Below are 24,621 nucleotides of genomic sequence, written 5' to 3'. Positions count from 1 at the left end.
ATCTTCGCGATGAAAGAGACCTCGCTTAACCTCTCAACAGGTAGCGCACGCGATGGCGTAGTCCGCCTGCGCACGCTCATTATCTTGCGCTGGTTCGCAGCCATCGGCCAAACCTTCGCCCTAGGCGTCGCAAGTTTTTACCTAGATCTCCAAGTCGAGCTTGGCCTTTGCTTTTTGGCGATTGGGGCCTCGGTTCTGACAAATATTGTGGCCCAGATCGTCTACCCCGAGAACCGACGCCTTCCCGAAGCCGAAGTCCTAGTCACCCTGCTTTTCGATATCAGCCAGTTGGCCTTCCTTCTGTATCTAACCGGAGGGATGAACAACCCATTTGCCCTGCTCATGCTGGCCCCTGTCACTGTCTCCGCCATGACACTGCGCGCACGATCCACATTCTTTCTTGGAGGGTTGGCCATCGCACTTGTGACCTTGTTGGTCTTTTACAACCTACCGCTTCGCAGCGACTCGGGCTTCGTTTTGAGAATGCCGCAGCTGTTTGTTGCGGGGTTTTGGGTCGCCATGGTCACCGGCATCGGCTTTCTTGGCATCTATGCCGCCCGCGTAACCGCCGAAATAAGCTCCATGAGCAAAGCGCTGCTTGCAACCCAAATGGCCTTGTCCCGCGAGCAAAAGCTAACCGACTTAGGCGGGGTCATCGCCGCCGCCGCGCATGAACTGGGCACCCCCTTGGCCACGATCAAGCTGGCCAGCGCCGAGTTGGTGGACGAACTGGACGATCCAAGCCTGCGCGAAGATGCGGAGCTAATTCGCGATCAGGCTGACCGGTGCCGCGACATTCTGCAATCCATGGGTCGTGCGGGTAAAGACGACCTGCACTTGCACACCGCGCCCCTAAGCTCGGTGGTGAAAGAAGCGGCCGAGCCACATATGAACCGTGGCAAGAGTGTACATTTCAAGTTCGGATCAGGGACCCCTAATTCTGGAAGAATGCCAAACGCTTACCGCCGCCCAGAAGTAATCCATGGCCTGCGCAATCTCGTCCAGAACGCCGTAGATTTTGCCGATGCTAATGTTTGGGTTGAGGTGAAATGGACAGATAGAGACGTCACCTTGCGCGTTCTCGATGACGGCCCTGGCTACCCTTATGATTTGCTTGGCCGAATAGGTGATCCCTTCATCAAACGCGGCGGCAAGCGGGAGAAAGACGCCTCCCGACCCGAATATGAAGGCATGGGGCTTGGGCTCTTCATTGCCAAAACCCTTTTGGAGCGTTCGGGGGCCAAGGTTGGGTTTACAAACGGGTCAGATCGCCAGCGAACCTCCACAGTCCCACGCTATGGCGCCATTGCCGAGGTAATTTGGCCCTCAGACGCCTTGATCGAAACACAAGATGGCCCATCCAAAGCCTTGGGCGAAAATAAACCCATCGAGATTTAATCAAGCCTTAATGAATCTCCGGTCAATTCCTCTGCATACCAATGTCAGCATCAAAGGCGGCACTGATGGCAGAATTACTATTCGAACTTTCATTAACGCTCGTGTTGGGGGCCATTCTTGGCGCCATGGCGCTTTACGCATTCAACAAAGCAAATGGCACGAGACGCCCCGCGAGCCCACGTCAAATGGAATTCACGTTTAAGAATCGGGAGCTTGTTGGCGCATGCCACCGCGCCCGCAGGTCCCTAAGCTTGGAAGATCTGGACCAAGATATTTACTCCGAATTGATCGACCGCCTGTCCGTTGTCTTTCCGACGCTTGAGCAACGCCTAGACGATTCTTTGCGCCACGACGCAACCTTCACCCTAAGTGAAGCCACCCAAAACGGCCCTGCGGTACTCCATGTGGAGGCTCATGGCAGCTGTTTAAAATTGCAGCTCTCAGGAATAGAGGCCCCGCTTTCGCGAAAAACGCTCATGGATACCGAACAAGCAACCGCGATGTCCGCCGAGCTTGCAGTTCTTCGCGCCACAGCTGAGGCGGCCCCTTACCTGTCATGGCGCGAAACCTCGGATGGGACTGTCAGCTGGGCGAACAATGCCTATACGAAAGCCGCCGAAACCGCAGACATCCCTGATGCCGCAACATCATGGCCGCCCCCCCGACTGTTTCACGGCGGCCCTATCACCGTGAATGGCGACCCCGCTCAGTTAAAGCGGACCACGTTGGCCATGACCTCCGGCGAGCAAAGAACCTATGAAGTCGCCCGATTTGGAGATGACAGTGGCACGATCAACTTCGCAAGCGATGTTGGCACCACCGTGAAAGCCGAAGAATCCTTGCGCAGCTTCGTACAGACATTGACCCAAACCTTTGCGGCCCTCCCCATTGGGTTGGCGATCTTTGATCACACCCGATCATTGGTCATGTTCAACCCCGCCCTAATGGAACTAACCAACCTAGAGGCCAGCTGGCTGACTGCCCGACCGACGCTCTATGACTTCATCAACCAAATGCGAGAAAAGCGCATGCTGCCTGAACGCCGCAACTTCGCGGATTGGCGCAAGAAAATCACCGAGCTGGAAGAATCCGTCGCCGAGGGCACCTACTGCGAAACATGGGCGCTTCCTTCGGGACAAACCTATCGCATAACCGGCAGACCCCATCCTGAAGGTGCGATAGCATTTCTGTTAGAAGACATCACCGCCGAGATGAGCCTGACACGTAAATTCCGCCGCGAACTGTCGATGAACCAGACCTTATTGGACCATTTGCCGGAAGCGCTGGCGGTATTTGGTGACGACGGCATGATCTCCATGACCAACGCCGCCTATCACGAGCTTTGGGAAACCGACCCAGAGGACACGTTAAGCCAGTTAAACATCACGGACGCGACCCGTCTTTGGCAGGCCAACAGCAACCCCAGCCCAATGTGGGGCGACGCGCGAGACTTTGTCGGTCAGCGCGGCGAGCGCAGCGAATGGTCCGACACTGCCACCCTGTCAAATGGGAAATTGGTAACCTGCAGTTTCGAGCCATTGGCCGGAGGGGCAACGCTGGTTTCCTTCTCTCCGACACATCAGATGAACACACCACCAGCGCAATCCTCCACACAAGCGAAACAACTGGCGTCGGTTTCTTCTTGATCATGGCTTGAAGGCGCTGTCCGTTGGCGTAAGACTGCACGTCATGACAGCGCCCGCCACATCTATACGCAATGCCCCAAGCACCCTAAGCCAATGGGATTTGGATCTAGCGTCCCCGCAAGCAACATCTGCCCTAGCTACGGCGCTGGCGGGTCTCGCGAAAGCGGGGATGTGTGTATTGCTAAACGGCCCTGTAGGCGCTGGCAAAAGCTACCTTGCCCGCGCCACCATTCAGGCCCTGATGGTGCAAAACGGGACTATCGAAGACGTCCCCTCCCCGACATTTACATTAGTTCAATGCTACGAATTGGGCGCGTTGGAAGTCTGGCATGCCGACCTTTACCGCCTGACCAACCCAGATGAGTTGATTGAGTTGGGCCTAGAGCAAGCCTTCGAGCACGCGTTGAGCCTGATTGAATGGCCTGATCGACTGGGCGAGTTGACACCCGACGGGGCCATTGAAATCACCCTGATCCCAGACGCAGATGACCTGGACCGGCGCGCGGCCCAAATCACGGGCCCCGAACCACTTATGTCCCGCTTGAAGCAAGCGATGGAGCCCATACAGAAATGACCCAATCCCGAAGCGATTTAGCAAGGGCATTTCTTGCCACGACCAACTGGAAAACCGGCATCTGCTCGCCTTTGGCAGGTGACGCATCCAACCGCAAATACGAGCGTGTGAGAGCGGATGGCAAACCCCCTGCAGTTTTGATGGATGCCCCACCCGAGAAGGGCGAGGACGTGCGACCCTTCACGGCCATCGCACGACACCTAAACGGATTGGGGCTGAGTGCGCCGACAATTTACGCAGAAGATGCGCAGCACGGTTTTTTGTTGATCGAAGACCTAGGCGACGCGCTTTTCGCCCATGCGGTGGCCGCTGAACCCAGCCTCGAGTTAGAACTGTACAAAGCCGCCATAGATGCGCTGATCGTCGCACAAAAAGCATCCGCACCCGAGCTTGCTCCTTACGACGCGCAAGCCATGGTGGAGACCGCGATGCTGGTCACAGATTGGTACATGCCACAGGCCACCGGACGTGACACGCCCGGCTCTCTTCGCGCCGAGTACGAACAATTGGTGCGCGACATGCTAGACCGCTTGATGATCGGCAACACAGTGCTGGTGCAGCGCGATTACCACGCCGAAAACCTGCTTTGGCTGCCTACACGCGAAGGCGCTGCACGGGTGGGTTTGCTGGACTTCCAAGATGCTATGCTGGGACATCCCGCCTATGATCTGGCCTCCCTTTTGAAAGATGCCAGACGGGATGTGACCGAGGATGTGCAGCGCGATGTGTTGGCCTACTACATCGACCAAACGGGCGAGGATGATACCGCATTTCGTGCCGCATATGCAGCCTGCTCGGCTCAGCGGAACCTGCGTATTCTGGGTGTCTTTGCCCGCCTTTGCGTTCGCGACAAGAAGCCGAATTATCCGGATTTAATGCCTCGGGTTTGGGACAATCTGATGGGTGATCTATCCCACCCAAATCTGAGCGCATTGCGCGATTTCATTACCACGCATGTCCCCACACCAACCCCTAAGATCATCGCAACTATCAAGGCTGCGGCGCATGACTAACCCGACCGCCGCTATGGTCTTTGCCGCCGGCTTTGGCACCCGCATGGGCACCTTGACCGATGACCGCCCCAAGCCATTGATCGAGGTCGCCGGACGCCCCTTGCTGGATCACGCCTTGGCCGCAACCCGTGGGGTCTCGGCACGGGCAATCGTCAACACGCATTACAAGGCGGACATGGTCGAAGCGCATTTAGCGGCACACGACGACGCCCAAGTCTTGGTAGAGCGGCCCGACATTTTGGAAACCGGCGGTGGGTTGAAAGCCGCATTACCGCTGCTGGGGACTGACCCCGTTTTCACCTTGAATTCGGACGCGGTTTGGGCCGGGCCGAACCCACTGGACTGCCTGCAAGACACGTGGGACCCGACGCAAATGGGTGCGCTACTACTGCTCGTCCCGCTGGAGCGAACTGTGGGCTACACCCGCGCCGGAAACTTTGCCGCCGACGCCAGCGGACGGTTAACGCGCGACGCAAGCGGCATGGTCTACACAGGCGCACAAATCCTGCACACGGATGGGTTGGTATTGATACCAGAGGCCAGCTTCTCGCTGAACGTTTTGTGGGACCAGATGATGCCAGAGAAGCGCGTGTTCGGCGTTGAGTACCCCGGATATTGGGCCGATGTCGGCACCCCCGAGGGCATAGCATTGGCCGAAGCCATGTTGGAACAACACGGCGATGTTTGACCCGATCAAGCACCCCCGCGCCTTTGCGCTGCCTATGGGCGTCGACTTCCCCGCGAGCTTGGTGGACGGGTTGCGCCGCCGCATGAAGGACCGCGCGCCCCATGAGATGGCGCATGTGCAGCTGTTCGTGAACACCGCGCGGATGCAGCGCCGCATTCGATCGTTATTCGCGCATTCGGGCGCGAGCTTTCTGCCGCAGTTGAAACTGGTGACTGACTTGGGGCGCGATGACATTGGTGCCGAAGTCCCTGATGCGGTGAACCCATTGGTGCGGCGTTTGGAGCTGGCGCAACTGGTCCGCCGACTGATCGAGACTGAGAAAGACTTCGCCGCGAAATCCCACACCTTTGATCTGGCTGACAGCCTTGCCGGATTGATGGAGGAAATGCAGGGCGAAGGCATCCACCCTGAGGCGCTGGCAGATCTGGATGTGGAGCGCCATTCGGCCCATTGGGAACGTAGCCAGAAGTTCCTGCAATTGGTGACGAAATACTTCGGCTCCGACGCCCCCTTGAACGCCGAGGCCCGACAACGTGTGGTGGTGAACCGGCTGATCGCGCGGTGGGAACAAACCCCGCCGAGCCACCCGATCATTATCGCAGGCTCCACCGGATCGCGGGGCACGACACGCCTGCTGATGGAGGCCGTCGCCAAGCTGCCCCAAGGGGCGGTGATCCTGCCCGGGTTCGACACTGACATGCCCGCGCGGGTATGGGCGCAACTGGACGATGAACTGGTCAGCGAGGATCACCCGCAGTACCGCTTTCATGCGCTGATGCGTGCGATGGAAATCACCAAAGACGACGTGCCGCTTTGGACGAAAACGCCCGCAGCCTCGCCGCCGCGCAACGCATTGGTGTCCTTGGCCATGCGCCCCGCGCCGGTCACCGACGAATGGCTTGTTGAAGGCCCAAAACTGGACGACTTGGCGGGGGCCACCGGCGCAGTCACCTTGCTAGAAGCCCCGACCCCGCGCCAAGAAGCCTTGGCCATCGCGTTGCGACTGCGCAAGGCCGCCGAGGACGGGAAAAGTGCGGCACTGATTTCCCCCGACAGGATGCTCACACGCCAAGTGACCGCCGCATTGCAACGCTGGGGGATTGAGCCGGACGACAGCGCGGGCATCCCGCTGTCCCAAACGCCGAGCGGGCGCATATTGCGCCACACGGCGGAGGTGATGGGGCGCAAGCTGGCCTCTGACAAACTGCTGGCGCTTTTGAAGCACCCTTTGGTTGCGGCGAGCATGCGTGGGGGTCACCTGAAGCACACCCGCGACATGGAGCTGGGCCTGCTGCGCGGCGGCCCCCCGTTCCCGACCCGCGACGACGTTCTCGCGTGGGCCGCGGCGCGAAAATCGGACGAGGACGTTCAGGCATGGGCCAATTGGCTGTGGGATATTTTCGACGCCTTCGCCAACAGTGAGGCGGGCGAGCTGGCCGACCTGACCGAGCACCATATCGCCCTGACCGAACGCCTATGCGCTGGCCCCAATGCGGATGGTGCGGGCGCTTTGTGGGACAAGGCCACCGGCGAAGAGGCCACACGCGCCATCACCGAGATGCGCGATGCCGCGCACGCCGGTGGTGACATGAGCTGCGCGGACTACGGCGACTTTTTGCACTTCGTCTTGAACCGCCACGAGGTGCGCGACCCGAATGCCCCGCACACCGGCATCATGATTTGGGGAACATTAGAGGCGCGTGTTCAGGGCGCGGATATGGTGATCCTTGCCGGATTGAACGACGGCATTTGGCCGGAACTTCCCAAGCCCGACCCGTGGCTAAACCGACAGATGCGCCGCGACGCGGGGCTGCTATTGCCGGACCGCCGGATTGGGCTATCCGCGCATGACTTCCAACAAGCGATTGCGGCACCAGAGGTGTGGCTGACCCGTGCGAGGCGGAACGCGGACTCTGAAACCGTGCCATCGCGCTGGATCAATCGCCTGACCAACCTGCTCAACGGATTGAAGGACGGCGGCACACAAGCATTAGACGCCATGCGTGAGCGTGGGGCTGAATGGATCGAGCTGGCCGAGGCCCTTGATCGCCCACGCGCGGACACGCCGCCCGCAATGCGCCCCTCGCCAATTCCACCCATTGAGGCACGCCCAAAGTCGCTGCCTGTGACACAGGTTGAGACCCTAATTCGCGACCCTTACGCGGTTTATGCCCGCTACGTTTTGCGCCTGCGCCCGCTGGATGATTTACATGCCTCCGCCGACGCGCCGTTGCGCGGCTTGGCCTTGCACGACGTGTTTGACCAATTCATCAAAGACACCGCAAGCCACCTGCCCGACAATGCCGTGGAGATCCTGTTGACCATGGCGGCCGAGGTGTTTGAGCAAAAAGTGCCATGGCCCGCGACCCGCGCAATGTGGAAGGCAAGCTTGGCCCGCGTCGCCCCTTGGTTCGTCACCACCGAGCACAACCGCCGCCAATTCGCGCGACCCAAGTTCCAAGAGGAAAAGGGCGCCGTCGCATTGGACGGCTTGAACTTCACGCTGGAAGGTCGTGCCGACCGCATTGACGAAGCCCCTGACGGCGCGTTGATCCTCTATGACTACAAGACCGGAACCCTGCCCACAAAGCCGCAACGAGAGCACTTCAACAAGCAACTTCCGCTGCTGGCCGCGATTGCGGATCGGGACGGTTTTAAGGGTCTAATACGGCGCAAAGTGCTGCAAGCGGACTACATTGGGCTTGGCTCCGACCCCAAGCAGGAAGGGGACCGCTTTGAGCATGGCGACTTGGACAAAATCTGGGACGAGCTGACCGCATTGATCGCGGCCTACATGGAGCCTGACAAAGGGTTCTCGTCACGGCGCGCCGTGTTTGAAACCCGGTGGGAGCAGAGCTACGACCACCTCGCCCGCTTTGGCGAATGGGACGAAACGGATGAAGCCGTCACGACGGAGGTGGGCCAATGAAGCGTGATGCAGCCACAATGGCGCAGGTCGCCGCCGCGGACCCGAAGGCCTCCACTTGGCTGGCGGCGAATGCGGGATCGGGCAAAACACGGGTGCTGACGGACCGCGTGGCGCGGCTGCTTTTGGACGGCGTACCGCCGCAACGCATTTTGTGCCTAACCTACACCAAAGCCGCCGCGTCAGAGATGCAAAACCGCCTGTTCCAACGCTTGGGCGACTGGGCGATGATGCCAGACGCCCAATTGCGCGACAGCCTGACGGCATTAGGGGCCGATAACATTGCCCCCGACGTCTTGTCAGATGCGCGGCGTTTGTTTGCCAAGGCCATCGAGACACCGGGCGGGCTGAAGATCCAAACCATCCACTCGTTCTGCGCCTCCCTATTGCGCCGCTTCCCGTTGGAGGCAGGGGTATCCCCCGCCTTCGCGGAAATGGACGACCGCGCGGCCAAAGCGCTGCGCGAAGACGTCATGGAAGAGGTCGCCATTCAGGCCCCCGACGCCATGGCCGCCTTTGCCCAGCACTTCTCTGGCGGAGAGACCGACGGGTTTTTACAGGAACTTTTGGGGCGCAAGGAGCTGTTTGCCGCTGCCGCCACTGACGCCGAGCTACGCGCGGCAGGCGGCTTGGCCGAAGGCGTCACCGAAGCCACGCTCCTAGACGCGGTTTTCCATGGCGGGGAGGCCGACCTGCTGCGAGATGTGGCCTCCGTATTGCAAGGGTGCACGGGCAAGTCAGACGTAGCCTTGGGCCAGAACCTAGCCCGTCTGAATTGCACGACCCCAAGCTTGGCCCTGCTGCCACGGTTTGAGAAATTGTTCCTTGGCGCATCTGGCAAATCCGCGGGCTTGCCGAAAGCCCATCCGCCGACCAAAGGCGCGAAAGAGGCGCTTGGGGCCTTGTTAGACCCTTTCGATGCCCTGCGAATGCGCGTGTCGGACGCCCGCCCCATGCGCCAAGCCTTGGCCGCCCACCACCGAACCGCCGCCCTGCACACCTTCGCGCAAGCCTATTTGCCGAGGCTAGAAGCCCACAAACAGAACCGCGCTTGGCTGGACTTCGATGACCTGATCTTGAAGGCCCGCGCATTGCTCACCGACCCTGGCGTTGCCGCTTGGGTGCTGTTCCGCTTGGACGGCGGAATTGACCACATTTTGGTAGACGAAGCCCAAGACACCGCCCCCCGCCAATGGGACGTCGTCCGCTTGCTGGCGCAGGAATTCACCGCTGGCCAAGGCGCGCGCCATGACACCGAACGCACCATCTTTGTGGTCGGCGACCAGAAGCAGTCGATCTACTCCTTCCAAGGCGCCGACCCTGATGCCTTTGAGGCCATGCGCACCCACTTTGACGACGCGTTGGGCGCCATTGGGCAACCATTGCAACGTCAAGATTTGCTACATTCATTCCGCTCATCAAAGGCAGTGTTAGGCTTGGTCGACGCCAGCTTCACCGGCGATCTTAAGCGCGGCATGGGCGACAAAGTTGAGCACCTAGCGTTCAAAGAACACCTGCCCGGACGCGTGGACCTCTGGGACTGGGTTGAGGAGACCAAGAAGGCCGACAACAAGGACTGGTTCAACCCGATTGACACGGTCAGCGACGACCACCACTCGGTCGTCTTGGCACGCCAGATTGCGATGACCATCAAGGACCGCTTGCTGCACGGCCAAATCACAGAAGTGAAGCGCGTGGACGGGCAGGACAAACAGGTGACCCGCCGGATTGAAGCGGGCGATTTCTTGATACTCGTACAGCGCCGATCGACCCTATTCCATGAGATTATCCGCGCCTGCAAGGATTTGGGGCTGCCAATGGCGGGGGCCGACCGCCTGCGCATCGGGGCTGAAATTGGGGTAAAAGACCTGACGGCATTGCTGCGATACCTCGCGACGCCGGAGGATGACTTGTCACTTGCTGCCGTTCTGCGCTCGCCCTTGTGCGGCCTGACAGAGGCTGAGCTATTCGACCTCGCCCACGGGCGCGGTAGCTACCTGACCCGTGCGCTGGGAGAGCAAAAGGAGCGCTTCGCCCATGTTGATGCGATGCTGCGTGATCTGCGAGACAACGCCGATTACCTAAGGCCCTACGACTTGTTGGAGCGCGCCCTCACCCATCACAATGGCCGCGACCGTTTGCTGTCGCGCCTTGGCATGGAGGCCGAGGAAGGCATCGCCGCGCTCTTGGATCAAGCGATGGCCTATGAGCGTGCGGACATCCCCTCCCTGACCGGTTTCTTGGAATGGCTGGCCCGCGACGAGGTGACGATCAAGCGCCAGATGGACAGCGCGGGCAACGCCATTCGGGTAATGACCGTCCACGGTGCCAAGGGGTTGGAAGCGCCGATTGTTATTCTGCCCGACACGGGTCAAATCAAGAACTCGGTCCGCGACGACATCTTGCAACGCGGCGGCACCGCCCTTTGGAAAGCCAAATCCGAAGACCTACCGCCCGCCCAAGTTGAGTTGACCAACGACATCAAGACCCGCCAACGCGAAGAAAAGATGCGGCTGCTTTACGTGGCGATGACGCGGGCCGAAAGCTGGCTGATTATTTGCGGTGCAGGCAAAGTGGCCAAGCTGGAGGACGGCGGCTGGTATGCGGTGGCGGAGGCCGGAATGGCGTCGATGGGGGCCGAGGACGGGCGAATTGAGCATTTGCACTGGCCGGATGATCTGGAACGACGACCGGATTCTACAGAGCCGGAGCGGACGTCGCTTCCCGATTGGGTGGGCACCAAGGCTGCGGAGCCGCCCAAATCCACCGACCCGATTTCCCCCTCCAAGCTTGGAGGCGCGAAAGCCCTGCCCGACCCAAGCGGCAAAGCCTTGTCGGAAGACGACGCCAAACTGCGCGGCACGGCATTGCACAGGTTGTTGGAACATCTGCCACAAGCGGGCGACCCAACCGACCTTGCCAACCGACTTGGCAGACATGGGCCCGATGGCGAGGACTTGTTGCCCATCGCATTGAGCGTAGTGAACGCCCCTGCGCTTAGTCCTATCTTCGCACAAGGCGCACTGGCAGAGGTGACTTTGACCGCCAAACTGCCCTCGTTGGGTGGTCAGGCCGCCTTGGGCACTATTGACCGCCTGATCATTGAGGACACTCGAATCCTAGCGGTGGACTTCAAATCAAATGTTGTGGTTCCAGCATCGCCCGAGCAAACACCATCAGGGATTTTGGCGCAGATGGGGGCATATCTGGAAATGCTTGAGCAGCTCTATCCGCAAAAAACTGTAGAGGTAGCAATCCTTTGGACCCAAAGCGCCCAACTGATGCCACTTCCACACGACATCGTGAGGTCAGCCTTGGCCTCTGCCCATACATCTTGACGTCCCCTTTTGGGGTACCTACGTTCTGTTCAACCTTAATAACACCCATTTGGAGCGCTAAATATGGCTACCGTCGCAGCAACTGATGCAACTTTCGACGCCGAAGTCCGCAACTCGGACATTCCCGTAATGGTCGACTTCTGGGCCGAATGGTGCGGCCCATGCAAACAAATCGGACCAGCTTTGGAAGAGCTGTCTGCCGAGTACGAAGGCAAAGTCAAAATCGTCAAAGTGAACGTTGACGAAAACCCGAACTCTGCCGCCGCCGTTGGCGTGCGCTCCATTCCGGCGCTGTTCATGTTCAAAGACGGCGAAGTTGTTTCCAACAAAGTTGGCGCAGCACCGAAATCCGCATTTGACGGCTGGATCAAAGAAACCATCTAAGCCAACTCAAAGCATCTATTTAGAGGGGCGTGGTCATGCGACTGCGCCCCTTTTTCATGCCCTGCGCCTTAATGACAAACAAACACATTTGCTTGTGAGTTCTTATCTACCGTTTACGCATGCAGACATTGCTGGCCAAACTTGTGACACCCAACAAAAGGTCTAACGCCAGATGTCGCGAATACTGAACTCGATACCCCTGCTTTATGTCTTGATGCTGCTGCCCGGAAGATTGTCCATCTTGGATATGTTCGACGCGAGTTGGTACTATCCCCAGATGATGCGAGAGAGCGGCGAGCTGTCGGTTTGGTACCTGATCGCGTCGCTTGCTGTGACCCCAACCCTCCTGCTGATCAGCCGCATCGGATATGGCAAGAAGTTTGGGATTTGGCTGCTGCGCAGACGCAAGCACATGGGCCTCGTCAGTTTCTTTTTTGCCATGGTGCATCTGGTCCACTACGTCCGCGAGATCGCGGATCTGCCATCCATATGGATTGAAGCGCTGGAGTTGGAGCTGACAGTGGGTTGGGTTGCCTTGATCATTATGTTGGCGTTGGCTCTAACCTCCAACCGCGCATCAACCCGCAAGATGGGCAAGTCGTGGAAGACGCTGCACCGCTTTGTCTACGTGGCCGCAGCCATGACCTTCTTGCATTGGTATCTTGTCGATCAGTTCATTCAGGAGCTCACCCTCTGTGCGGTAGTTCTAACGGCTGTCAAACTGGTGCACGTCGGCTTCAAGACGCTGCCCGCCAAACTGCGGACCCAATAAAAAAGCCCGAACCGTTTCCGGTCCGGGCCTTCTTCTAAGTTGTAAGCTCAACGATTAGTTGGTGAACTCTGGGTAAGCTTCCATGCCCAGCTCGGCCATATCGAGACCTTGAACTTCTTCTTCCTCAGTGACGCGGATACCGACAGTCATCTTCAAGATGAACCAGATTGCGCCAGAGACCACGAAGGTAAAGATACCAACCACAAGGATCGCATAAAGCTGTGTGCCGATGCTTGTCGTCTCGCCATGGTTTGTCAGTACAACAGCGATTGTGCCCCAGATACCTGCAAACAGGTGAACAGGGATCGCACCGACCACGTCATCAATTTTCAGCTTGTCGAGGAATGGAACCGCGAAGACCACGATTACACCGCCAACAGCACCGATCAGAGTTGCCGCACCCAAGGATGGTGTCAGCGGCTCAGCCGTGATGGACACCAGACCGGCCAGTGCGCCGTTCAGTACCATCGTGAGGTCGACCTTCTTGTACAGAAGCTGTGTCAAGATCAGCGCAGCGATCGCACCACCGGCAGCAGCCGTATTAGTGTTCGAGAAGATGCGGCTGATGTCGGCCACGTTGCCTGCTGTGTTCATGTACAGCTGGGAGCCGCCGTTAAAGCCGAACCAACCGAGCCACAGGATGAATGTACCCAATGTCGCCAAAGGCAAGTTGGAACCCATGAATGGAACCGTGCGGCCTTCTTTGTATTTACCGATACGTGGTCCAAGGGTCAGCGCGCCAGCCAAAGCAGCCCAGCCACCAACGGAGTGCACAACAGTGGAACCCGCGAAGTCTTGGAAGCCCATACCGTCCAAGAAACCGCCGCCCCATTTCCAAGAGGCTTGGATTGGGTAGATGAATGCTGTCAACGCGATCACGAAGAACAAGAAAGGCCACAGTTTGATGCGCTCGGCCAATGTGCCCGAAACGATCGACGCTGTTGTCGCGCAGAACATCAACTGGAAGAAGAAGTCGGAACCAACCGACGCATATGTCAGGTCTGGCTCAGCACCTTCTAGGCCAACTGGCTCGAGGCCTGCCGTGGAGAACGCACCAAGGATGCCGTCGATTGTCCAACCGTCGCCCGGGTACATCAGGTTGTAACCGATCAGGTAGTAAGCAATCGCCGCCAGCGAGAACAACGCAATGTTCTTAGTCAGCTGCATAGCCACGTTCTTGGAACGCACCAAACCTGCTTCCAACATAGCGAAACCAGCCGCCATCCAGAAGACGAGGAAGCCCGCCACGAGGAACATGAATGTATTAAAGATGAAGCCCACCTCGGAGGAAACCGGGAGGACCTCCGCGTCTTGAGCGAGACCCATGGTTGGCAACGCGGTCAGCGCAGCAACGATGGGTAATGTTTTTGAGAGTGTCATTTGTGTAGTTCCCCTTGCAGCGCTTACAGCGCGTCTTCGTTCGTTTCGCCTGTGCGCACACGGACGGCTTGCGTCACGTCGAGCACGAAAATTTTGCCGTCGCCGATTTTGTCGGTTTTTGCTGTGGACGCGATTGTCTCGACCACTTGGTCAGCCATGGCGGCGGAAACAGCGATTTCCAGCTTCACCTTGGGTACAAAGTTCACGGCGTATTCCGCGCCGCGGTAGATTTCGGTGTGGCCGGATTGAGAGCCAAAGCCCTTAACTTCCGTTACCATCATTCCGCGCACGCCGATGGATGTCAGCGCTTCGCGGACTTCCTCCAGTTTGAACGGCTTAATTGCTGCAATGATCAGTTTCACTGTCTTCCCCTTCGATTTCGCCCCCATTTCGGAGCAAGTCTGCGGATAGATCAGTTCGTGACGTAGGCGGCAGCAACGATTCTGGCCTTGTTTTTGGGCGGACAGCCGCCCCACGTCATATTTTTTTGCACAAATTTTAGCCGCTGCTTAATTTATGAGCGGCACAGGGATCAATCCTTTTAGGACTTCCCCTCCACATCCGTCGCTTCACCCTCTATATTGAACTCAACAAAAAGCAGCCTTGAAGCGCAGGTACATGAGCAACTCCGGACGTAAAAAGCCCACCTTGGTGGCCGATAAGCGCTATAGCAAAGCGCCCGCAGCAAAACCGAAACCAAAGGCCAAACCCAAAAAGCGGGTGGCCAAGCGCAAGGCTGCGCCCAAGAAACGCGGCCTCATCGGCTGGCTCTTGTTCCCGTTTGTGTGGACCTTGCGCCTGATTTGGCGCCTCACGTGGCGGATCACCGCCGTTGGGGCAATCCTGCTCGCGGCTGCCGTTGCCTATACCTACGCACAACTTCCCCCGGTTGAGACTTTGCTAGACGGGCGGACACGTGGCTCGGTTACCTTGCTGGACCGCGAGAACGTCGTCTTCTCATGGCGCGGCGACAACTTTGGCGGTGCCGTGCGCGCAGAATCCGTTGCACCTGCATTGAAGAACGCGGTGGTCGCGACCGAGGACAAACGTTTCTTCTGGCACGTGGGCATCTCGCCACGCGGCGTCGCATCCGCGATGCGCATCAACATGCGCGAAGGCCGCAAACCTTGGAAAGGTCACGGCGGCTCGACCCTGACGCAACAAACCGCCAAGCTACTGTGCCTTGGGGTGAGTTTCGACCCAAAGAGATGGAAGAACGAAACCGAGTACGAAGCTGACTGCCGCCGCACCACCTTGGCCCGCAAAGGCAAAGAGGCGCTTTACGCGCTGGCGATGGAGGCCAAGTACTCCAAGAACGATATCCTCTCGATCTACCTGAACCGCGCCTATCTGGGCGGCGGGGCCCGTGGATTTGAGGCTGCATCGCAAATCTACTTTGGCAAACATGCCTCTGAGGTCAGCGTACCAGAAGGCGCCATGCTGGCAGGTTTACTGAAGGCACCGTCGGTCTACTCCCCAACCAACAACCTGCAACGCGCCCAAGACCGCGCGGCCACGGTTTTGAAGCTCATGCGCGAGCAAGACTACATATCATCGGCTGACGAGGTTGCCGCGAACGTGGCCCCTGCCACCCTGTCCAAAGCCGCCCAAGACCGCGCTGGCGGATATTTCGTGGATTGGGTCATGGACACTGCCCCCGACTTCTTAGCCAAGGACACGACCGAAGATGTGATGATCCGGTCCACCTTCGACACCCGCTTGCAAAAATCTGCCGAAGACGCATTGGATTTCATCTTTGAGAATAAGGTGCGCGAAGGCTCCAAAGCACAGGCGGCCATTGTGGTTATGTCCCCTGACGGGGCCGTGCGCGCAATGGTCGGCGGACGCCAAGCCAAAGTATCCGGCGCATTTAACCGCGCCGTGCAGGCCAAACGTCAAACGGGCTCAGCCTTTAAACCGTTCGTTTATGCCGCCGCGATGGATTTGGGGTTCCAATACGACTCCGTGGTTGAAGACGCGAAGGTCTGTGTTAACTCCCCAGGCTCCGGCAACTGGTGCCCAGAGAACTACACCCGTTCATTCAAAGGCGACATGACTCTGACAGACGCCTTGGCGCAATCCATCAACACCGTTGCGGTTAAAGTGTCCGAAGAGGTCGGCCGCGACAACGTGCGCCGCGTCGCCGAAGCTTTTGGCATCGACAATGAGCTGGCCAAAGGCCCAGCACTCGCACTTGGTGCATCAGAAAGCACTTTGCTGGAAATGACCGGCGCTTACGCAGGCATCCTGAACGGTGGCCGCGCAGTTTCGCCCTACGGCATCCGCGACCTACGCCTTAAAGGCGACCAAGAGGCGCTGTTCGGCCAAGGCGGCGGTTACGGCGACCGCGTGATTTCCGAGAGCGCAGCCCAACAACTGACCTACATGATGTACCGCGTTGTCGAAGACGGCACAGGCCGACGCGCCAAACTAGGCGACCGCGAAGCTGCAGGCAAAACCGGCACCACCAACGCCGCAAAAGACGCGTGGTTCATCGGGTTCACCGCGCAGTATGTGGTGGGCGTTTGGATGGGTTACGACGACAACACCCCGCTTAACGACGTGACCGGCGGAGGATTGCCTGCAGACATCTGGAAAGAGACAATGACGCGGGTGACAGCAGGCCTACCCGCTGAGCCACTGCCGCGAATCCGTCCTGCGAACCCACCACGCGTGACCGCGCCAGAGCCGGTTCAACAACCGCAAGTGGCGCAGGCCCCACGTGGGAACAATGGGAACAACCGCAATACGCAGCGTCAGCAAGATGTGGAAAATGTCGCCGACCAGATCATCCGTGATGTAGGCAAACTAATCGGCAGTCTCTTCGGCAATTAACTCAGCTTGTTAAGATCTGCCGTTAACTTGCCGATGTCGCCGCGACGTTTGTCCAGCATCGCGCCAATCTCGGCGCGCTCTGACGTCAGCGTGTTCACACCTTCAATGATGATATTGAAGATCTTTGGCTGGCCAGATTTGTCCGACACCAACCAAGACACCTTGAACGGCGCAGAGCCGCGCAGCTTCGCGGTGGACCGAACTTCAATGTTGCTTTTGGACTTGCGAGAGCCTTCGACAATGATCTTACCGCCAACGAACTCGTTGAAACGATTGCCATATTTGCGGGTGAAATAGCCTTTGAAAGCCTTCACATATGCGTTGATCTCCGCCTTGCTGGCACTGCGGCGTGCAGGGCCAAGCGTGGTGAGCGCGATGATATTCACGTCGGCGTAGCGTTCAAACACGCGCTGGAAGTCGCGTTGCATGGCGTTCGCGGATTTCCCGGACGCGATAATTTTGTTGATGTCACCAACCGCCGCATCGACCAGCTTCTCAGCGGTAGAGCCCGTCAGGGCAAAGGCAGGGAGCGGCAGTGTCGTCGCAGCAATTGCCGCGACAAACGCGCGACGGGAAAACAAATTATTCATCACCAAAAACTTCCTCATATGGGTCTTCGAAGTCCGCCTGCTCCCCGCGAGACAGCGTGAAGCGTCGGTTTTGCAAGTATAGAAGCTGCGCCTGCGCGTAGCTATCTGCACTTTCATATAAGACCGAATCTACCAGATCGGAATACTGGTAGCGATCACCAAAGCGTGCAGCGACACTTGCGCCGGTTCCCGCTGCGCGCAACGCACCTTCGGTGCCAAAGTTCAACGGATTCAGCAGCAAGTCGACAACACGCCCCGCGGCATGGCGTTCCGTAGATGGACCAACCAAAGGCAACTCCAGATACGCCCCCTCAGGCGCGCCCCAAACATGCAAGGTTTCGCCAAAGTCGGTAAAACGATTCTCCAGACCAGCATCGGTCGCGACATCCAACAAACCACCAAACCCGAAGGTTGTGTTCACAAGGAAGCGGAATGTGTTGTGGCCAGCGTCCTCAATACGGAACTGCAATATGTTGTTAAGCACCTGCCCTGGTAGGTTCAGGTTCGACGCAAAATTCGACACCCCCTTGCGCACAGGCTTGGGGATAATCGTTCCATACCCTTGGGAGGCGGGACCGACAAAGGCGCGGTCGAGCGAACGGTTGATAGCATGGGTGCTACGGTTCTGCTCCTCAATAGGATCATTAACGCCGACGCCAATTGGCGCGGCTGTACAGCCAGCTAAAACCAGCACCAGTGGAATTACGCTCATGCGCAGGCCCAAAGCTTGAATCAATCTTGCCATTCTTCCCCCATTAGGGTCATCTAAATCGTCGGATGAAACGCTATATTAGCAGATGTGGCAAAGCACTAGATGTTCAAGTAACATCCTCTCAATCTTTTGAAGATTGAGTGCATAAAGGCACATTCATCTACCCTTACTCACGGTTCATGAGAGCAATCGTGGCAATTGGAGCCAAAAATGGGATTAAAATCCGCCACATGAGACGAGAGAAAAATTACCAAGGCAAAGCCGAGCTTGTCGCCGCACGCAGCGAGAGCCGCCCGCTGTTCATCGCGGCGTTCGTGTTTAGTATTTTTGTAAACTTGCTGATGCTCACAGGCCCGCTCTACATGTTGCAGGTCTATGACCGCGTTTTGGGATCTAGATCAGAGGAAACACTGGTCGCCCTATCGATCCTTGTCGTATTCCTTTACGCCATGATGGGCATTCTGGACTACGCGCGTGGCCGCATCCTTGCGCGGATCGGGGCGCGATTTCAGGGAAAACTGGACCGCCGCGTGTTCTCCGCCATGCTGCGCAAGTCGAACTTCTCCCCTAAATCAGGCGATAACAACACCGGTCTTCGCGATCTGGAAGCCGTTCAATCCTTACTGTCCTCGCCCGCCCTGCTGGCCTTCTTTGACATGCCTTGGACCCCGTTCTTCTTTGCCGCGATTTTCATCTTCCATCCATGGCTCGGCTTTCTAGCTGTTGCTGGCGGTGCTTTGTTGGTCGTTCTGGCCCTAATAAATCAACGCGTCACCCGTCAGCCCCAATTGGAAGCGGGGCTAACAGGCCTGCAAGCCAACCGCCTGTCCGACGAGATCATGGACGAAACCGAGGTCATCGCGGGGCTTGGCATGCGTGAAGCCAGCTTTGACCGCTGGCAAAAATTCCGCTCCGATTCCCTATTCCATACGATGCAGAAGTCCGACCGCGCAGGGGGCGTGACAGCAACCACCAAGACACTCAGGCTATTCTTGCAATCAGCCATGTTAGGCCTTGGCGCCTATCTCGTGTTGCAGAATGAAATGACCGCTGGCGCCATGATCGCCGGGTCTATTTTGTTGGGCCGCGCGCTCGCGCCGATAGAAATGGCCATCGGTCAATGGGCGTTGGTCCAACGCGCCTCATCCGGCTGGCAAAGCCTACAAGCCCTGCTGACCGAAGTCGCGAACCTACCACCACGCACCCCATTGCCGCGACCCAAGGCAGATTTACGCGGCGAACAAGTGACCGTCATCCCCCCTAGCGAGAAGCAAGCCACCTTGCGCATGATCTCATTCGAGCTGCCTGCGGGGCAAGCTATGGGCATAATCGGAGCATCTGGGGCAGGCAAGTCCACGCTGGCCAAAGCGCTCACTGGCATCTGGCCGACTGCAGGTGGCAAGATACGCTTAGGCGGCGCTGCGTTGGACCAATATGAGCCAGACGCCTTGGGCGGGCACATCGGTTACCTGCCGCAAAAGGTGACGTTATTTGACGGCACCATCGGCGAAAATATCGCACGCCTAAGGCGCGACGCCGACCCCGCTGACATCATCAAGGCAGCGCAAAAGGCGGATGCGCACGACTTGATCTTGCGCCAACCCCAAGGCTACGACACGCCGATCTCAAACACACGCGGCCGCTTGTCTGGCGGAGAGTTGCAACGCATCGGCTTGGCCCGCGCATTGTTTGGAAGCCCTGTGTTGCTGGTGTTGGACGAGCCGAATTCAAACTTAGACAATGATGGGTCCGCGGCACTCAATAATGCCATCCGGACAATGAAGTCTGAAGGTGGCTCCGTCATCATCATGGCCCACCGCCCCTCCGCGATCACGGAATGCGAGCTGCTCATGGTATTGGAGCAAGGGCAACGCCGCGCCTTTGGCCCACGAGACGAGGTGCTCAAGAATACCGTAGCCAACCACAAAAACATCACCAAAACCAAAAAGCCCGGAGGCGTGACATGAGCAATGCCGATAAGTGGTCCGCCAGAAAACCCGTCTGGATTGGCGTTCTTTCTCTCTTTATCTTGCTTGGCGGATTTGGCGTCTGGTCCATTCAATCCAGCATCGCGGGCGCCATCATAGCGCCCGGAAAGATTGAAGTTGATCAGAACCGGCAGGTTCTTCAACACCCAGATGGCGGCGTGGTGGCAGAAGTCTCCGTGCGCGAAGGAGCACGGGTCGCAAAAGGCGATGTGCTAATCCGTCTAGATGCCACACGCCTGCGGTCAGAGTTCCTGATCGTTGAGGGGCAATTGTTTGAATTCGTCGCGCGCAATGGCCGACTTAAGGCCGAACGTGACGACGCAACTGAAATCACCTTTGACCCGCTTTTGGTTGAGTCCGCGATAAACCGCCCACAGCTTCAAGAACTGATCGACGGCCAGCAACGTCTGTTTGAAACCCGCAAAGACTCCGCCCGCCAGTCCATTGAACAGCTGGAAAAACGCAAAAGCCAGATCGGCAATCAGGTCGACGGGGTTCGTGCCCAGCAACAAGCGTTGGAAACGCAACTTGCCTTGTTGGAACAAGAACTGGACGCGCAGCAGGACTTGCTGGACAAGGGCCTGGCCCAAGCCAGCCGCGTCTTGGCCCTGCGCCGCGAAGACGCTCGACTGCGCGGCACTGTGGGGGAGCTTGCCGCCTCCACCGCTGAAAGCGAAGGGCGCATAACCGAGATCGACTTGGAAATCCTAAGCCTCGACACCCAGCGCAAGGAGGAGGCCATTACTCAGCTTCGCGACCTGCAATACCGTGAATTTGAGCTACGGGAACAACGCCTGTCATTACTAGATCGCTTATCTCGCTTAGAGATCACCGCGCCCGTGTCCGGTTTGATCTTCGGTCTGACCGTTTTTGCCGAACGCGCCGTGATCCAACCCGCAGATGCTTTGATGTTCATCGTGCCGCAAGATCGCCCCATGGTCATCACAGGCGAAGTGGAACCCATCCACGTGGATGAAGTCTTCCTTGGCCAAGACGTGACACTCCGCTTCTCGACCTTTGATGCACGCACCACGCCCGAGGTTTTTGGCACCGTTTCATCGGTCTCCGGCGATGCGTTTCGCGACGATGCCACAGGCCGCAGTTTCTACCGCATTGAGATGACCCTGAAAGAAGGCGAGATGGCCCGCTTGGGCGACATCGATCTTGTTCCGGGCATGCCCGTTGACGGCTTCATTCGCACCGCGGACAGATCACCGATGACATATCTTCTGAAACCTTTTACGGATTACTTCAATCGCGCCTTCCGCGAGACCTGAACGGAGATCCTTATGTCAAATTACGAAACCCGCCTCGCCGAAATGGGCGTTACCCTTCCTGATGCACCTGCACCTGCTGCCAACTATGTTCCCAGCGTCATCGTCGGCGACACCGTTTATGTGTCCGGTCAGATTAGCCAAAACGACGATGGCTTCATCACAGGAAAAGTCGGCGCAGACCTAACCGCCGAGGAAGGTGCCGTCGCCGCGCGCACATGTGCAATCTCCCTTCTGGCACAACTGAAGGCTGCCTGCGGTGGTGACTTGGACCGCCTCGTCCGTGTTGTGAAGCTAACCGGCTTCGTCAACTCCACCTCTGACTTCGTAGACCAGCCTAAAGTCATCAACGGCGCGTCTGATTTCTTGGTCGAAGCCTTGGGCGACGCTGGGAAGCACTCCCGCTCCGCCGTGAGCGCAGGTGCGTTGCCATTCAATGTAGCTGTTGAGATCGAAGGTATCTTCCAGATCAAACCATGAAGCTACCAGCCACCTTCTTCACCCGCCCCATCACGCACCGCGGTTTGCACGACAGATCCAAGGGCGTGATTGAAAACTCTATGTCGGCTTTCCAAGCCGCCATAGACGCGGGCTATGGCATTGAGCTGGACGTCCAAATGTCGTCCGACGCCCAAGCCATGGTCTTTCATGACTACGACATGGCCCGCCTCACTGGCGAACGCGGTCCAATCCAAATCCGGACCACCAAGACGGTGCAGGGTATGACGCTGAAAAATAGCAGCGATACCATTTTTGACCTTCCCGCCGTTTTGGAACTGATCGACGGCCGCGTGCCTGTGTTGATCGAGATAAAGGACCAAGATGGCGCGATGGGGCCAAACATCGGCCCGTTGGAGAAAGCCGTCGCAGATGCCCTAAAGGGCTATCAAGGGGACGCCGCCGTGATGTCGTTTAATCCGCATTCCGTCACCCATATGGCCGAATTGGCGCCTGAGCGCCCGCGCGGATTGGTAACTGGCGCTTTTAGGCCGAAAAACTGGGCGCCGTTACCCGAAAAGATCCTTGATCGCTTGCGTGGCATCCCAGATTATGAGGCCTGCCAAGCATCGTTCATATCTCATTCAGTGGCAGACCTGTCTCGCCCGCGCGTGGCGGAGCTGAAAAAGCAAGGGGCGGACGTGCTGTGTTGGACCGTCAAGTCTCAAGTCCAAGCCGACTCGGCAGCCAGCGTGGCGAATAACATTACCTTCGAGGGGTTCACCCCAGCTTGACCTCTCACCATAAAAGCCCATCTTTAGTCCATGCAGGGTGGGCCCGATAACATGAGCGACGCACAGGTCGAGATCAGCGTAATTTCCAGTCTATCCCAAGTCGACGCCGTCGATTGGGACGCCTGCGCTTGCCCCGAAGACGCTGAGGGCCGCCCCATCGACCCTTTCACCACCCACCGGTTCTTGCTCGCGTTGGAACGCTCCGGCTCCGTTGGCAGGGGGACGGGTTGGCAACCACAGTACCTATTGGCCCGTCTAGATGGCGAAATGATCGGCGCGGCCCCGCTCTACGCCAAAAACCACTCTCAGGGCGAATACATCTTCGACCACAACTGGGCGGATGCGTTTGAGCGCGCAGGTGGCAATTACTACCCCAAGCTGCAACTCGCCGTGCCCCACACGCCCGCCACAGGGCGCAGGCTGTTGGTCAAACCCGAGCATGAGAGCATCGCCCAATCCGCCTTGGTGCAGGGCGCGGTACAATTGGCCGCACAAAATCACGTCTCCTCCCTGCACATAACCTTTTGTACGGAAGACGAGGCCAAGGCCGGCGCGCAAATGGGCCTAATGCCAAGGGTCAGCCAGCAGTTTCACTGGGTGTCGGACGGCTACGCCAGCTTTGACGATTTCCTTGGCTCCCTGTCCGCGCGCAAACGCAAAAATATCCGCCGCGAGCGGGCGCAAGCCTTGGACTTTGGCGGCACTATTCACGCGCTAACTGGCGACCAAATCCAGCCCGAACATTGGGACGCCTTTTGGCAGTTCTACCAAGACACAGGCGCACGCAAATGGGGCACCCCCTACCTGACTCGTGCCTTCTTTGACGAGGCGCAAGAAACCCTAAAGGATGACATGCTGTTGTTGCTGGCAGAGCGCGACGGGCACTACATCGCAGGGGCGCTGAACTTCATCGGGCGCGACACGCTTTATGGCCGCTACTGGGGCTGCCTTGAGGATCATCCCTGCCTGCACTTCGAGCTGTGCTACTACCAAGCCATCGACTGGGCGATCACCAATGGCCTGACCCGCGTCGAGGCTGGCGCACAAGGCGCGCATAAACTGGCTCGTGGCTACTTACCCGTCGCCACCCATTCCCTACACTGGATCGCCGACGATGGTTTCAGCGACGCGGTGCAACAGTTCTTGAACGCGGAACGCGCCGCTATCGATGAAGACATCGAAATCATGACGGAATACGGACCGTTCAAAAAGACGGGCACCGAGGTTGATCCCTGACACGAATGGCGGGGCTGAACCGGAAATAGGGATCACGCTGTGAATAGCTTAAAGAGCAGCCCTGCCCCATATAGATGTGGTTAGTTTAGGCCCCACCAAACCGGTAGGGCCTTCTTCTTTTAGATGCTTTCCAGCAGCGCCTCGCCGCCCGAAACCTCGCACACGCCGGGGTTTTCTTCGGCCTGGAACACCTTCACCACACCATCCTCGGCATACATCGCATAGCGCTTGGAGCGTGCGATCAGGCCCGCAGGTGGCGCGTCGAAGTCCATACCAATAGCCTTCGTGAACTCGGAGCCCGCATCCGACAGCATTGTCAGGCCAGCATCACTGGCCCCAGTCGCTTCGCCCCACGCCTTCATCACGAAGGGGTCGTTGACGGAGACGCAAATAATTTCATCCACGCCTTTCGCATCGAAATCACCCTTAGTACGAATGAAGCTAGGCACGTGAGCAGAGTGGCACGTCGGAGTGTAAGCCCCTGGAACTGCAAAGATAACGACCTTGCGGCCCTTGCTCAGCCTTGCAAGCGAAACCGCCTCAGGCCCCTCTGCACCAAGGCGAGTAAATGTTACGTCTGGCAGTGTATCACCGGTTGAAATGGCCATGTTATTTTCCCTGATTGAATTTTGGTT

20 protein-coding genes are annotated in these 24,621 nt (G+C 58.1%); 15 read left to right on the top strand and 5 right to left on the bottom strand.

The genetic code is table 11. The annotated features are described in order from the left end of the window. Positions 1 to 9: 9 nt before the first annotated feature. The 9 genes from ABJN86_RS08250 to ABJN86_RS08210 all read left to right on the top strand — a co-directional run bounded on the left by ABJN86_RS08250 (position 10) and on the right by ABJN86_RS08210 (position 12,739). Positions 10 to 1,398, top strand: a complete 1,389-nt coding sequence (locus tag ABJN86_RS08250) for an ActS/PrrB/RegB family redox-sensitive histidine kinase (RefSeq protein WP_348366222.1) — start codon at positions 10 to 12, stop codon at positions 1,396 to 1,398. A 65-nt stretch (positions 1,399 to 1,463) separates the two neighbouring features. Continuing rightward, positions 1,464 to 3,044 carry a PAS-domain containing protein gene (locus ABJN86_RS08245; RefSeq protein WP_348366220.1) on the top strand — a complete coding sequence of 527 codons (1,581 nt, stop codon included), beginning with the start codon at positions 1,464 to 1,466 and terminating at the stop codon, positions 3,042 to 3,044. A 43-nt stretch (positions 3,045 to 3,087) separates the two neighbouring features. Then, on the top strand, positions 3,088 to 3,618 hold the full coding sequence (tsaE, locus tag ABJN86_RS08240) for a tRNA (adenosine(37)-N6)-threonylcarbamoyltransferase complex ATPase subunit type 1 TsaE (protein WP_348366218.1): 531 nt from the start codon (positions 3,088 to 3,090) through the stop codon (positions 3,616 to 3,618). Next, positions 3,615 to 4,631 (top strand): phosphotransferase, encoded by a 1,017-nt coding sequence (locus tag ABJN86_RS08235; RefSeq protein WP_348366216.1) that lies wholly within the window; start codon positions 3,615 to 3,617, stop codon positions 4,629 to 4,631. The genes tsaE and ABJN86_RS08235 overlap by 4 nt, the downstream gene beginning before the upstream one ends. Continuing rightward, positions 4,624 to 5,319: a nucleotidyltransferase family protein gene (locus ABJN86_RS08230; protein ID WP_348366214.1), complete on the top strand. Its 696-nt coding sequence runs from the start codon at positions 4,624 to 4,626 to the stop codon at positions 5,317 to 5,319. Before ABJN86_RS08235 ends, ABJN86_RS08230 begins: the two co-directional genes overlap by 8 nt. Then, positions 5,312 to 8,248, top strand: coding sequence for a double-strand break repair protein AddB (gene addB / locus ABJN86_RS08225; RefSeq protein ID WP_348366212.1), 2,937 nt, complete (start codon positions 5,312 to 5,314; stop codon positions 8,246 to 8,248). Before ABJN86_RS08230 ends, addB begins: the two co-directional genes overlap by 8 nt. Beyond that, positions 8,245 to 11,583 carry a double-strand break repair helicase AddA gene (gene addA / locus ABJN86_RS08220; RefSeq protein ID WP_348366210.1) on the top strand — a complete coding sequence of 1,113 codons (3,339 nt, stop codon included), beginning with the start codon at positions 8,245 to 8,247 and terminating at the stop codon, positions 11,581 to 11,583. Before addB ends, addA begins: the two co-directional genes overlap by 4 nt. A gap of 63 nt (positions 11,584 to 11,646) precedes the next feature. Continuing rightward, positions 11,647 to 11,967, top strand: coding sequence for a thioredoxin (gene trxA / locus ABJN86_RS08215; RefSeq protein WP_348366208.1), 321 nt, complete (start codon positions 11,647 to 11,649; stop codon positions 11,965 to 11,967). 172 nt (positions 11,968 to 12,139) lie between these two features. Then, positions 12,140 to 12,739 (top strand): ferric reductase-like transmembrane domain-containing protein, encoded by a 600-nt coding sequence (locus tag ABJN86_RS08210; protein ID WP_348366207.1) that lies wholly within the window; start codon positions 12,140 to 12,142, stop codon positions 12,737 to 12,739. A gap of 54 nt (positions 12,740 to 12,793) precedes the next feature. On the opposite strand, the gene ABJN86_RS08205 is transcribed toward ABJN86_RS08210, so the two are convergent. Both ABJN86_RS08205 and ABJN86_RS08200 read right to left on the bottom strand, forming a co-directional pair. Continuing rightward, the gene (locus ABJN86_RS08205) at positions 12,794 to 14,119 is read right to left on the bottom strand and encodes an ammonium transporter (protein ID WP_348366205.1); all 1,326 of its coding nucleotides are present in this window, start codon (positions 14,117 to 14,119) and stop codon (positions 12,794 to 12,796) included. Positions 14,120 to 14,142: 23 nt separating this feature from the next. Next, positions 14,143 to 14,481 (bottom strand): P-II family nitrogen regulator, encoded by a 339-nt coding sequence (locus ABJN86_RS08200; protein WP_348366203.1) that lies wholly within the window; start codon positions 14,479 to 14,481, stop codon positions 14,143 to 14,145. A gap of 256 nt (positions 14,482 to 14,737) precedes the next feature. On the opposite strand from ABJN86_RS08200, the gene ABJN86_RS08195 reads away from it, so the two are divergent. Then, positions 14,738 to 16,954 carry a PBP1A family penicillin-binding protein gene (locus tag ABJN86_RS08195; protein ID WP_348366202.1) on the top strand — a complete coding sequence of 739 codons (2,217 nt, stop codon included), beginning with the start codon at positions 14,738 to 14,740 and terminating at the stop codon, positions 16,952 to 16,954. Here the strand turns inward: ABJN86_RS08195 and ABJN86_RS08190 are convergent. Both ABJN86_RS08190 and ABJN86_RS08185 read right to left on the bottom strand, forming a co-directional pair. Next, a complete protein-coding gene (locus tag ABJN86_RS08190) occupies positions 16,951 to 17,544 on the bottom strand; it encodes an ABC transporter substrate-binding protein (protein ID WP_348366200.1) in 594 nt (197 codons plus the stop codon). The two genes, ABJN86_RS08195 and ABJN86_RS08190, sit on opposite strands and share 4 nt — an antisense overlap. Beyond that, entirely contained in the window at positions 17,537 to 18,289 is a 753-nt protein-coding gene (locus ABJN86_RS08185) for a VacJ family lipoprotein (protein ID WP_348366198.1), read from the bottom strand. The genes ABJN86_RS08190 and ABJN86_RS08185 overlap by 8 nt, the downstream gene beginning before the upstream one ends. A gap of 197 nt (positions 18,290 to 18,486) precedes the next feature. Here ABJN86_RS08185 and ABJN86_RS08180 point away from each other — a divergent pair, with 197 nt between their 5' ends. The 5 genes from ABJN86_RS08180 to ABJN86_RS08160 are packed head-to-tail and all read left to right on the top strand — an operon-like array spanning position 18,487 to position 23,986. After that, entirely contained in the window at positions 18,487 to 20,223 is a 1,737-nt protein-coding gene (locus ABJN86_RS08180) for a type I secretion system permease/ATPase (RefSeq protein WP_348366196.1), read from the top strand. Continuing rightward, positions 20,220 to 21,521, top strand: coding sequence for an HlyD family type I secretion periplasmic adaptor subunit (locus ABJN86_RS08175; RefSeq protein WP_348366195.1), 1,302 nt, complete (start codon positions 20,220 to 20,222; stop codon positions 21,519 to 21,521). Before ABJN86_RS08180 ends, ABJN86_RS08175 begins: the two co-directional genes overlap by 4 nt. 12 nt (positions 21,522 to 21,533) lie before the next feature. Beyond that, positions 21,534 to 21,998 carry a RidA family protein gene (locus ABJN86_RS08170; protein WP_348366193.1) on the top strand — a complete coding sequence of 155 codons (465 nt, stop codon included), beginning with the start codon at positions 21,534 to 21,536 and terminating at the stop codon, positions 21,996 to 21,998. Beyond that, the gene (locus ABJN86_RS08165; protein WP_348366191.1) at positions 21,995 to 22,750 is read left to right on the top strand and encodes a glycerophosphodiester phosphodiesterase family protein; all 756 of its coding nucleotides are present in this window, start codon (positions 21,995 to 21,997) and stop codon (positions 22,748 to 22,750) included. The genes ABJN86_RS08170 and ABJN86_RS08165 overlap by 4 nt, the downstream gene beginning before the upstream one ends. Before the next feature lie 51 nt (positions 22,751 to 22,801). Beyond that, on the top strand, positions 22,802 to 23,986 hold the full coding sequence (locus ABJN86_RS08160) for a GNAT family N-acetyltransferase (protein WP_348366189.1): 1,185 nt from the start codon (positions 22,802 to 22,804) through the stop codon (positions 23,984 to 23,986). 119 nt (positions 23,987 to 24,105) lie between these two features. Here ABJN86_RS08160 and ABJN86_RS08155 read toward each other — a convergent pair whose 3' ends face one another. Further along, the gene (locus ABJN86_RS08155; protein WP_348366188.1) at positions 24,106 to 24,594 is read right to left on the bottom strand and encodes a peroxiredoxin; all 489 of its coding nucleotides are present in this window, start codon (positions 24,592 to 24,594) and stop codon (positions 24,106 to 24,108) included. Positions 24,595 to 24,621 lie beyond the last annotated feature (27 nt).

The sequence above is a fragment of the Litoreibacter sp. genome, from assembly GCF_039974535.1.
GTDB lineage: Bacteria > Pseudomonadota > Alphaproteobacteria > Rhodobacterales > Rhodobacteraceae > Litoreibacter.
Note: the sequence above shows the minus strand (reverse complement) of the source record. Positions and strands in the feature narration are given on the sequence as shown.